Genomic DNA, 11446 nt, shown 5'->3' with positions numbered 1-11446 from the left:
AAGCAATTAAGAATTAGCTAGAAAATGAATTAATCTATGACTCTTAGGGCTATTAAATATTTCAAAAGGAGTACCTTTTTCTAATAAATGACCTTTATCCAAGAAAAAAGTATAGTCTGATATTTTTCTTAAGAAGCTCATTTGATGGGCAATGATTAAAACCATATTGCCTCTATCGGCATAGTTTTTTATGAGCTTGCCAAAACTATCAGTCCATTCAGGGTCTAAAGCGGAGGTTGGTTCATCAAGAAATAAAAATTTGGGTTTCATAGCGAAGGTTCTAGCCTGAACCACACGTTGCCTTAAACCACCGGAAAGGCGATGAGGTAAAGATTGGTAATGATCTTTCAAAGCAAAGCGTTCAATCTCATACTCCACTCTGTATTTAGCTTCTTTTTTAGATAAGCCAAATGATTTTATTAGAGGTAAGGCAATGTTATTGTAAACATTTAGATGAGGCCAAGGCTCGGCTTGCTGGAAAACCGCGGAATATAGTAACCTTTTGTCCTCTAAATTTTGGGAAATATAGCTGATATCTCCCTTGTCCAATTTTTCAAGTTTGCATAAGCTTCTTATTAAGGTTGTTTTACCTGAGGCATTGGGCCCAATAAGGGAGTAGATTTTATTTACTTCCAAGGTCATATTTATAGGGCCAATACCTTTTCCTAAAGAATATCTCTTTTCAACATTATTTATAATTATCCTATCTATACCTTTACTCACAATCAGAATTGGTTAATTATCAACCTTTATGGGTTTTCTTCATCATTGCTTTTAACTCAAAACGCTTTGATAAGAGTGTTCCAGGTAACAAAATCACCAGAAAAACAATAGCCAAAACGGTATAAAACTCTAAAGGTCTGTAGGTCTGACTTATAATATCTTGTGTAACACTAAGAAGTTCAGGGACAGCAATAAACGATGCCAAAACAGAAAGCTTAATACTATTGATGTATTGACCTACTATTGGAGGAGTCATGTTCCTTAAAGCAATCGGCAATACAATATATTTAAGATTATTCCTTTTAGAAAAACCTAACAACTGGCCATAATCGGTATGAAGTTTAGGGACAGATTCAATTCCCGCATCGACAATTTCAGCAATGAAGACTGCCAAATTCAAAGAAAGAACAATGACGGTAGTAGTAAATGCGTCTATACTTATCTGGAAAAAAATGGGAACACAGAAATAGAACCATATTAATAATACTAAAGCCGGTAGTGTTCTTATGATATCAATAAATACAATTGTAATAAATCGAATAGGAGCAAACCTTACCCTTTTCATCAATCCCAATATTAATCCTAACATTGAACCAATAAGTATGATATAAAGATTGAGTTTGATTGTAACATAAGTAGCCTCAATTAGTTGTTCTTTATACTCTATAACCCAATCCCAATTCCAATTATACATACCAATTAATTATCTGTTAGTGGGAAAAAATACTCCTTCTTATCGTGCATTAGAGGCACTCCATATTCTTTTTCAAATCTGTACATCTTTCCTGAATTAATCATGTAATCAATACTTGTATCGATAAAATTTAGCCAGATTAAATCATCTTGTCTAACAGACCAGGAAAAGTAGGTTGTGGCCAATGGATCATTTCCAAGAACTTCTTCTAATTCTGGATGCTCTCTTAAATAAGTAAAAACTGTTATTTGATTCATTAATCCGATATCTGCCTGGTCAGAACCCACTGCTGCCAGAGGTATTGTTAAATCCGACCCACTGTAGGAAACAATATTTTTTTGATTTTCAAATTCTACTCTTACTAAATCAGATATTGCACTGCCTTGTAGCACCGCAACTTTGACGTTGGGATTATCTACTTTTTTCCATGAATCATAGTATTCTGCATTTTCTTTTTTTGCAATTCCTGTATATCCACAATAAAACAAAGGATGTGAAAATGCCACAACAGCTGATCTTTTTGGCGTTGCAAAAGTGGCTCCTATACAAATGTCAAATTTGTTTGAATTTAATTCTGTATGGAATGTCGCCAATGTGGTAGGCATATAGTTAATCCTTATTGTAGGATTTATTGACTTTGTAATCTCTTCAAACATATCGATAAAAACCCCCTCTAACTTTCCTGTATCCGGATTCATCATGATGGTTGGCTCAAAAATGAAATAGCCTACATTGATTTCATTTTTTTCGATAATCTTGGAAAAGGTGCTTCTATGGTTTTCATCTGATGTTTCAGACGACTCGTTTTTTCTTTGGTTATCTGTGCAACCAATGAAAATTACTCCTAGTATTAAGAGCAGTCCATTTGTTTTTTTCAGAGTTTTAATCATTTTTCTAAAGATTTATGTGATTACTTCTTATTAAGATAGTGGTTAGTAATAGTTAGTAATGTTTAACAGAATATATTTTTTCAATTATTTAACCTATTGACCAAAGGGTTTCTCATGAAGATAGATAGCTTGATAGCTCTAGAATGTTCACTAGGTGTATAAAGACCAGAACCTAATTCTGGAATAGAGGTCATTACTGGCTTTACAACACTTACATTTTTGATACTCACCGAATAGCTCACCAAAATCTATGAATTCAAAAAAGCGTACTAAAATGGCTATTGACATCATATTTTCTATTCAATTAAAGTCATTTATAACTAAATATTAAGCAGAAACATTCGATTTTAAGTTTCCATAAAATTTGCTGGCTTTTGTGGTCGTTCTATAGATGCTTAATGCATGAAATGTTTACATTTTTTGTCCTGCTTACAGGACGAGGAATGTAAAGCAAGAGGGTAACGCGCTAAAGCGACGTTACTTTTTTTACTCCATTGATATTCAGTTAATTACAAAGAATTAATTTTCCTTGAAAAATGGTTTTTGTGACAAAAACCTTGGGAACCCCTATAAACACTGAAAATTTTTGGCACAAAAAATAATATTTGATTCGAATTGCGGCTGTTTGAGGCACTTTTTTTCGCGGATTAAATTTGAAGTTATTTGTTGGGATTTGAAGAATACAAGCAGAAAAAGTTTTGAAAAGGGATGATTGTAAAATAGCAAGTGCGCCCTATTTCGATTTTACTTCACGCTTAGCTACCGGCACACTATAAAATCGAAACAGGGTCCACGCGCAAAGTTTAAGGGTAAGATTTGGGGTTTTTCGAAATCAATCCTAGTATATAGAATAAATCTATCTTAGTCTTCCCAACCGCAAAGAGTTCTACCCATATATCTCGCTTCGGCTACCGTTACACTTGAAATGGATGCCTTACAGTTTGAAAGACCTCTACAATAGGGCGATAAATGATAGCGCTTTGAATATTTGCCATTACAGATATATACAGATTGTGATTTTAAAACAGGTTTTGGCGTTACTGGAACAGGATTGATTTTGTTAACCCTTGGTTTCTCCTTTGCATTTTTTTCATAAGGTGAAACAGTTGTTTGTTGAGGATAAGATATCGGGGGCGATGGACTCGATTCAATTTTTTTTAAACTCCTGTTTCGATTCGGATCGGAACAATCATCAATGATTGCGAAAAAAACAACCAAAAAAAATACCGCCAAAGCAACGTATGCCAACCAAGAAAAAATTCTGGAAAGAATATCTGAATTCCCAATTAGGTATAAAAGACCTATAAGTAGGAGGAAGAACAAACCGGGAAGTCCAAAAGCCAGCAAAATAATAAGAGTAGCAAGTATTCCAAATATTGTTAAACAACCTGATTCGGAGTCATACAACCTCCTATGGGGTGACCTAGGAAAAATAGTTTTTTTGCCGAGCAAAGGTTTAGCAACATCCGAGCGTTTAGGGCAAATACACTTTTCTATTGGGTTTTCACAACCATCACAAGTTTCAATTTCAATTTCCTCTACCTCTGTTTTGTAATCTAAAAGATAGCCGTTGACCTTGCCAAAAAGGGTGCCAAAGGTTTGATTCCCTTCCTTGACCACATCCTTAATTTTTACATCTTCCAACTTTGGAACTTTAATGCTTAATTTATAACCATCAAAACTGGATAAACCCTTGTTGGTAAAGCATGCAACATCCTCAAAGCTTTCTTGTTCAATTTGTATATCCGATTTGATGCCATTATATATTGACTCATTGATTATGTCCGAATCTTCTATTTCATTTTTTATGTTGAAAATCTTCCCTTCGTATATTGATATATCATAGACTTTGGAAATGGAAATTGGGTTTTGTCCTCTGCTTAAGCTTCCGAAGTATTTGCCCACAAAATCTCCTCGGATATAGGTTTTTCTGGGAACCTTTTTCTCAACTTTTATGGTCTTAAAGCCCATGGATTTGGTTTAAGAAATCACCCTCTTTGCCCAACTCTATTGTATTGAGCTTTCTCCGTGTATTAAAAGGAGCATCTCTATAATTTTCTTCCCATACGATTTGAGATTCACTGAAGTTTCCAAGGAAATTGGGATATAATAATTTGAACTTACCATATTCTTCTAGGACTATTTGTCTTTGTAGAGTTATTCTATGCTCGGCATATTTACTTCTTGGCGAAATGGAAAACTTCAAAAACAGAGGTAATAGAAAAATCACCAAAAAACCTAAGGTGAAAATCCATACCCAAGGATTTTCTGTATTGAAGACCAAAAGTCCTATAAAAAATAAATTGGAAGGACTAAAAAGGTCATAGGTCTCAGATAGTGTACTCCCTTTTTCATTCAACAACATTTGTTTTTTCTCATTTAGAAAGTCGAATTTTTCATTTCCTATCGAAATTCGTCCTGTATTGGTCTGCTGACTTAATTGAGCTAATTCTTCTTCGACGCTGGCTATCTGAACGTCAAAATACATATTGGATTTTACACTGCTATTTTCAATCTTTTCAGCTATTACTTTTGAAAGTCCCTCTGACAGTGACCCCTTAAAGATGAGGGCTTCCAGTGGTTTGATCAATGTGATGCCAACCAAAACCATAAAGACAATCCTGATGAACAATGACATTACATATCCAGTATTGTACTTTGGTTTATTGGGAGAAAGTGTAGATAGGTTTAGTTTATAAATATTGAAAATGATAATGGCCCATATCAATGCCAAAAGCCATGAAATGGTTGGAATTTTAAAAATTCCGTTGAAAACGTATCTATAGGATAGAATGCCTAAAAAGAACAAGACAAAAAACAAAAAACCACTGATTGCAAAAATCATTTGGGTTTTCTTTCCGCAATGGCTAAGTATCTGTTGATCTTCCCCAACTATTTTCCACAAAAAACGATACGTGTTGTTCAGTCTCATTGTGATTCTGCGATATAAGCATCAACATTTTCATCAATATTCATTTTCTTTCGTTGCTTCCACTTTTCGATGATATAATCGCTCAGTTCAGATTGAGCAGCCATTAAGGCGATTTTTTCATCAATTTTACGTTTCACTTGATGGTTAATTACCAAATTTCTTTCCTGGCCCTTTTTATCTTTATAATACTCGTATTTAATCTGGATTCCTTCCTCGGCTCGTAAGAGTTCCTTAACGTTGTCCCTCATAAAATCATATGGGCTTTTAATGAGCATCATTTTAAAAAAAATTGGGGTCAACTCAATAACGACAAAAAGCAATGTGATGAAAAATGTTATCCAAAATCCAGCAATTTCATGTGCTAGTTTTATTCGTTCCAATAAACCATCCAAGCCACTGGCAACTTCTTGGTTTTTGGCAAGTTCCGCATCAAGTTCTTTGGTTAGTTTTAATTTTTCAGATGTTAATCTATCCAGTTCATTTTTTTTCCCTCCGTCATAATTTTCTAATTCAATTTCTAGCTTTTCCATTTGCTGTTTAAGAGCTTTGGATAGTGGTCCATTTCCTGCTCCAGCACCAGCCCTTCCTTGTAATTGGTCATAATATTCTTTTTCTGCTTTCCCTATTCTTTCGATTAATACCTCTCTTCCTGCTTCAATTTTCACCAGTTGAGCATCGATTGCATTGAACCTAGTCTCGTAATTTGCTTTTGTAGCAATTTCATATGCCTTTCGTTTTTCTAATTGTTCTTGATGTAGTTCTGCATCAATCTCAGATTTGAACATTCGAATTTCCATGGGCTTAGAAATGGTAATAGCAATTACTAGTCCCATAATAATTCGAGGAAGGGAGTTTGTAAACTCTTGCCAAGTAATGGCTTCCGTTCCATCTCCCTTTCCGGTAGCGGCAACGATGAACCGGTCAATATTAAAAATGATAAGTCCCCATATCACTCCAAAAATGCAAGACATGATTGCAGTTGGAATATGCGCGCCTCCATCCAGTGCGGAACCTTTGGGTTCGAAAATGGTATATATGGCGTATCCTCCGGCCAAAGCTGCCATAAACCCAGTCGCCACTACAATTCCACCTAAACATGCATATTTGACTTGATCGGAATAGGTACTCCTTTTAAGAATATAACCATCCGAACCTGCGGCTTTCCAAAGCCATTGCATGATTTTTCCAGGTTTGGGACTTTCATAATAGTCTCTTGTCATAACTATTGGTTTTGTTGATTTTCTTTTCTAAGTCTTTTAATTCTTGTAGTGTCTGCACTTTTTGAAGCCTCGAAAGATGATTTAAAATATGTCCATCAGTGGTTGCCATTATTTTGTGTGGAACTTTGAGCAGTATCCGAACTGGATTTGACCTTGATAAAGTCTTCGCAGGGTCTAAATTTTCTTCAGCTATTTGAAAGGAATTGTTTTTTAGCTCTAATGGAGGATTTTTTAGTGAAGTTTCATTTAAATTCCTGACTCCCATTTGTGCCACTTTTATAGAAGTGCTTGCCCTAGTTTTAGCACCCACTCCATAACAGGTAAGGTTAAATCGTGTTTTTCTATGGTCTACCTGAAAAACCTGTTCATTAGACTTGAAGTATAGTTTTGAAGAATTTTCAGGAATTATAATAATTGCATTTTCTACTTTCCATGACAGCCGATTCAACGTGCCGTCAACACAAAACATGGAATCAGGTTTAAAGAAATGTAGTTTTAGGCGTTTTCTTTTTGTGAGAAGTATGATAGCTCGAAAAAGAATTTTAGGCAGATAAAATATGACTCTCAGGAAGATTAGAATCTTAGTTTGTAGTGTGCCAAAAGAATCGACATCAGTCTTCATAATAATTTACAGTTGCCAATAGTTCCTTTTCGTATTGGTAGATATCCTCTAATGCTTGTAAAGGTTTTCTAGTTTCGTTTTTCTCTTCATCGATTAGTCCTATGTATTTGGTGGATCCATTAAAATGGAGGCGGCATAAAGGTTTTCTATTATTGTCATCCAATAAGATTCCGAAGTAAGACTGTGTATCCCGATATACAATCCGAGAAATAGGAAGTATTCTTCTTAAAATTGCGACCACGATTCGATAACCTTCCAATTCCTCTTCGGTAGTATCTATTTTACTTTTCTCCTCTATAACCTCTAATGCTTCCTCTTGTTGTTTTTCGGCTTCTTTATTCAGGGCTGCATTTAATCTGTCATTCACCCTTTCACTAATGGTTTGGTTCAGGGCTTTATGTACCAAATCTTTGAATTCTGCCATTACTTTTTCCGTTAGCCTACCGGAATAAACTTTATTGGCAAATAGTTTTACAAAACCTGATGAAGCTTCTTGAAGCTCTTCATGAATCAGCTTTTTTATCTCTTTCGTGTATTTTAAAGAACTTGCATTGTCAACAATCTTGTCAATGTCAAAATTGGATTTGTGAAACTTTGTAATTTCTTGGAAGGTACTTTCTTTGAGTTGATTAATTTGAAATTCTAGGAATGGTTTCTCATCCATTTTGTTAGGCTCTTCCAAGTCAGTATAAAATCGATACTCTATACCGTTAGTCAAAAGGGCAAAACGCGTTTTTGTTGTATGGAAGTAACGGAACAATTGAGAGTTGTGGGAGTTCAAATCTTCTTTCCAATTTTTGCACTCTATTATCAAAATAGGTTGCCCATTTTGGAAGATGGCATAATCCACTTTTTCACCTTTCTTCAAACCCATGTCCGCCGTAAATTCGGGGAAAACTTCCAGGGGATTATAAGTGTCATATCCCAAAATGGAAATAAAGGGTAATACAAAAGCATGTTTGGTAGACTCTTCAGTTTCAATTTGTTCTTTCAGTTTGGTCACCTTTTCTGCAAGGGCCTTAAGCTGGTTTTGGAGTTCCATACTAATTATGATTCTATTTTTTTTGATTAGCGCCGAATCCATTTTCTCTCTCCCATCTCAGTGCGGCAGAACGAGTAGTTCGAAATCCGACTTGGACAATATGGCCTTTTGACCAAACGTATCTTTTCCCTTTAATAGAGGTTACTTTACCAGATTCTTGATGCTCACCCTCCCTTTCAACTAAAGGCCTATCAGTGATGCCTCCGTGTACAATTTTGTTCCCTACCTTAAAATAATATTTGTAAGTATCTCTTTTCTCTTTCATCCTCCTTTTTTAATATTGCATCCAGAGGGTATGTATGCTTCTGTGTTATATCCTAGAATATCCGTTTCCTCATTTTTCCTACTTGTTTCATCGCTATTTAAATGGCAATGCAAATGAGTAGCTCCTTTGTTTATTGAACATGTTTTGTGTTCTTTATCTTGCGTTCTACTTTGTAAATCCCCTTCACCGACATAAACCGCCATCCAAACCCCGTTTACCTTTTTGGCAAAAATGTAATTCCCATCTTGATTCGGCTTAAAAGTTGTATTAATTCCAAATACTTTATAAGAATAAGTACTGCCACTTAGCCCTCTCCATGATACATGTTCATCGTTCATTTCTGTGAAATTTGAGTTATCATATATCAAACTTATTTCTAAGGATTATTAAACCCTTGCGTCTTCCCGCAAAGACAATACAAAACCCTTCAATTGAGTCATGCCAAGCCTCCCCAGGTCAGGACATAACTGCATGAAGGGTTATGACCAAACATAGGTTTCTTGTAAAAAATTTGCTTGTGGATTTATGCAGAAGAAAGAGTTAAATAAACCCTCTTTCCATGGCTTGGGCTACCAGATGCACTGGGGTTTTTGCCCCAAAAATTGTTTTAAGCTTACCAAGACGGTCTTGAATACTGCGGAGACTGCCTGCGGGGTAGTTCCTTTCTTGAAAGTATTGGGCGATTTCTTCCTGCTTTAGTCCCTTTGTCAATAGTTTAAGCAAAAGAATATCGTACTCATCAAGTTCCAACTGGTTTTCAGAACTTCTTAGGGCATGCTTCAAAGATTCTGAAAAATAGGTTTTGCCCTCAAAGACTTGACTAACGGCTTTAGTTATTTCATTAATATCCCTCCGTTCTTTCCCAACAAAGGCATCTATATCTAAATCATCATATAAAGTTTTAATTCTTCCAATCCTACTTTCAACGGAATACACCACTATTTTCATGTCGGGCTGTATTTTTTTTGCCTCAACAATCAATTCCTCGCCCGAAACCAAATTTCGGTTCTTATAATCAGCTTTGAAAGATAGATCAGTGATCAAAACTTCAAACGGCCTACCCTGCTGTAATGCTGCTTTTATCTTAAGGAGGGCATCATCACAATAATGTACAACCGTGATTTCAGTAATTGATAACGTCGTTAGACTTTCCTTTAAACCAGAACCGGTTAGGCCATGGTCTTCCGCAATGAGTGCCTTTTGAAACATGGAGTACAATTAAAAAATAAGGCTCGCTTTAAAACCTTTGCCTTCGTTCGATTCAAAACTAAAGTTTCCATCTATTTCTTTCATGCGTGTTTCCACATGTTTCAGGCCGCCTAATACAATATCATCAACCTTAAATCCAATACCGTTGTCCGAATAAACAATTTCCTTTTTGCCTTTTTTTCCCTTAAAGGCAATACTTATCGTCGTTGCTTTTGAATATTTTTTTGAATTCACAAGTAATTCTTGGAGACATTTGTACAACTGTATTTTCTTGTGTTCAGGAGTAGCATCCCAATTTATATTTGAGTATGGAGAGGTAATAACATCGACTCCTTTTGGGTGATATTGAGCTATTAGGTTCTTTAAAGTTCGAGGAAAATCAGTTACATCAACGGCAATATTTGCCATCGAAATATCACGGGCTTTTAAATAGATATCGTTCAAAAAATTGAGAATTTTATCTTTAACGCTGGTTGATGTAATTAATTTATTTTCTACAAATGTCATAACACCTGAGACATCATTGGCCAAGTCGTCATGAACTCTTTTTGAAATTCGAGCTTCTGTCCTTTGAGCCGTTTTAACTAGTTCCGTTTTGCGTTGCTGGTTCTTTAGATATACAATAAAAACCGCACTTCCCAAAGCGAGCAAAAAGGCGGAAAGAAATATTATCTTATACCTTTTCTCTCTTTCATTTTGTAGTTTAGCCATCTGAGTCTTTTGACGCTCTTTTTCTACATTATATTTAATGACTGCATATTTGTTCTCCTGAATCTGTTTTGCAGAGGATATACTATCGCTTAATTTTCTATAAGCAATCACTTTTGAATCATTACTTAAATCCAGTAATAAGGATAAGGCATTTTCTAGGTATGATGCACTGTTCAATTGTTTGGCCAGATCATAGGCTTCCTCCGCATGTTCAATTGCTTTCTGTTGATTATCTCGACTTGAAAAATAATTTGAAAGATGACGGTTGCTAGAATAAAGTCCAGATAAGTCATTTGCTTCTAGTCTAATATTCATTGCTTTTTGCATATTGTCTAGCGCTTCAGACATGTTCAATTTTGATTGAACATAACCCAAATTATCCAACGCTCTGGCAATCCCTAAAGAATCGCTAGACATTAAACATTTTTCAAGTATTGCAGTTGATATTTCAAACGCTAGTGAATAGTTTTCCTGATCAAGATGTAAGTAGGATATGTTATTCAGCGCGGGTATACTATCCGAAGAATCATTTGCCAATTCAAGTGCTGATTCATAGTAGGAAAGAGCCTTTTCATATAGTTTGAGATGACGATACACAATCCCCAAATGATTAAAAATACCACTTTTAGCTTCGGTAATCACAGGATTGTCTTTTTGCTCTTCGAGCATCTTTAAAGCTCTTACAGCCGAATATTCACTTTCATATAGGAAACCCAATTCGAACTGACCAATAGCCACTCTTCTTAGATTTTGAACAGCACCAATTGTATCACCTACTAAAAGTTGTTCATTTATTTTGCGATCAAAAAAAAGAAATGCCGAATTCAGGTCCTTACTATTATTCGGTTTCATCACCACATTATGATAATACCTTAAGCTATCTACAGATTCTTGCGAAAAACCCTTATAGGATATGGACTCAAATAAAGAGAAAACAAAAAAGAGGAATAAAAAGTTTGGCTTGTTCATTCCTCTAATTTATGATATAAATCCTGTTAGTTATTATCCGCCTATAGGTGGGGGTGGCGGATTATGTTGATCTTCCCCGCAACAGGCTTGGGTTTCTATCACCTCTTCTGCGATATCGGGTTTCGTACAAGAAGAAATCCCAATACAAAACAGTAGTAACAATGCTATA

Annotated in this window: 12 protein-coding genes; all 12 read right to left on the bottom strand. The window is 35.4% G+C overall.

Features of this window, described 5'->3' with window-relative positions; translation table 11 throughout:
- Positions 1 to 6: 6 nt before the first annotated feature.
- Positions 7 to 723 carry an ATP-binding cassette domain-containing protein gene (locus ACSLUF_RS12740; RefSeq protein ID WP_435623166.1) on the bottom strand — a complete coding sequence of 239 codons (717 nt, stop codon included), beginning with the start codon at positions 721 to 723 and terminating at the stop codon, positions 7 to 9.
- Between the two features lie 19 nt (positions 724 to 742).
- Entirely contained in the window at positions 743 to 1417 is a 675-nt protein-coding gene (locus ACSLUF_RS12735) for an amino acid ABC transporter permease (RefSeq protein WP_435623165.1), read from the bottom strand.
- A 5-nt stretch (positions 1418 to 1422) separates the two neighbouring features.
- Positions 1423 to 2307, bottom strand: a complete 885-nt coding sequence (locus ACSLUF_RS12730; RefSeq protein ID WP_435623164.1) for a substrate-binding periplasmic protein — start codon at positions 2305 to 2307, stop codon at positions 1423 to 1425.
- A gap of 861 nt (positions 2308 to 3168) precedes the next feature.
- Entirely contained in the window at positions 3169 to 4278 is a 1110-nt protein-coding gene (locus ACSLUF_RS12725; RefSeq protein ID WP_435623163.1) for a hypothetical protein, read from the bottom strand.
- Positions 4268 to 5239, bottom strand: coding sequence for a DUF4407 domain-containing protein (locus tag ACSLUF_RS12720; RefSeq protein WP_435623162.1), 972 nt, complete (start codon positions 5237 to 5239; stop codon positions 4268 to 4270). Before ACSLUF_RS12720 ends, ACSLUF_RS12725 begins: the two co-directional genes overlap by 11 nt.
- Positions 5236 to 6459: a DUF4407 domain-containing protein gene (locus ACSLUF_RS12715; protein ID WP_435623161.1), complete on the bottom strand. Its 1224-nt coding sequence runs from the start codon at positions 6457 to 6459 to the stop codon at positions 5236 to 5238. The genes ACSLUF_RS12720 and ACSLUF_RS12715 overlap by 4 nt, the downstream gene beginning before the upstream one ends.
- Positions 6440 to 6928 (bottom strand): hypothetical protein, encoded by a 489-nt coding sequence (locus ACSLUF_RS12710; protein ID WP_435623160.1) that lies wholly within the window; start codon positions 6926 to 6928, stop codon positions 6440 to 6442. The genes ACSLUF_RS12715 and ACSLUF_RS12710 overlap by 20 nt, the downstream gene beginning before the upstream one ends.
- 142 nt (positions 6929 to 7070) lie before the next feature.
- Positions 7071 to 8123: a type I restriction endonuclease gene (locus ACSLUF_RS12705; protein WP_435623159.1), complete on the bottom strand. Its 1053-nt coding sequence runs from the start codon at positions 8121 to 8123 to the stop codon at positions 7071 to 7073.
- Positions 8124 to 8136: 13 nt separating this feature from the next.
- Complete coding sequence (locus ACSLUF_RS12700; protein WP_435623158.1) at positions 8137 to 8388, bottom strand: hypothetical protein; 252 nt, start codon at positions 8386 to 8388, stop codon at positions 8137 to 8139.
- On the bottom strand, positions 8385 to 8726 hold the full coding sequence (locus ACSLUF_RS12695; protein WP_435623157.1) for a hypothetical protein: 342 nt from the start codon (positions 8724 to 8726) through the stop codon (positions 8385 to 8387). Before ACSLUF_RS12695 ends, ACSLUF_RS12700 begins: the two co-directional genes overlap by 4 nt.
- 202 nt (positions 8727 to 8928) lie before the next feature.
- Entirely contained in the window at positions 8929 to 9597 is a 669-nt protein-coding gene (locus tag ACSLUF_RS12690; protein WP_435623156.1) for a response regulator, read from the bottom strand.
- A gap of 9 nt (positions 9598 to 9606) precedes the next feature.
- Positions 9607 to 11277 (bottom strand): ATP-binding protein, encoded by a 1671-nt coding sequence (locus ACSLUF_RS12685; protein ID WP_435623155.1) that lies wholly within the window; start codon positions 11275 to 11277, stop codon positions 9607 to 9609.
- Positions 11278 to 11446: the final 169 nt, after the last annotated feature.

The sequence above is a fragment of the Flagellimonas sp. genome (assembly GCF_965601775.1).
In the GTDB taxonomy this organism is placed as follows: domain Bacteria; phylum Bacteroidota; class Bacteroidia; order Flavobacteriales; family Flavobacteriaceae; genus Flagellimonas.
The sequence above is the reverse complement of the archived record's forward strand: the minus strand, read 5'-3'. Positions and strand labels throughout refer to the sequence as shown.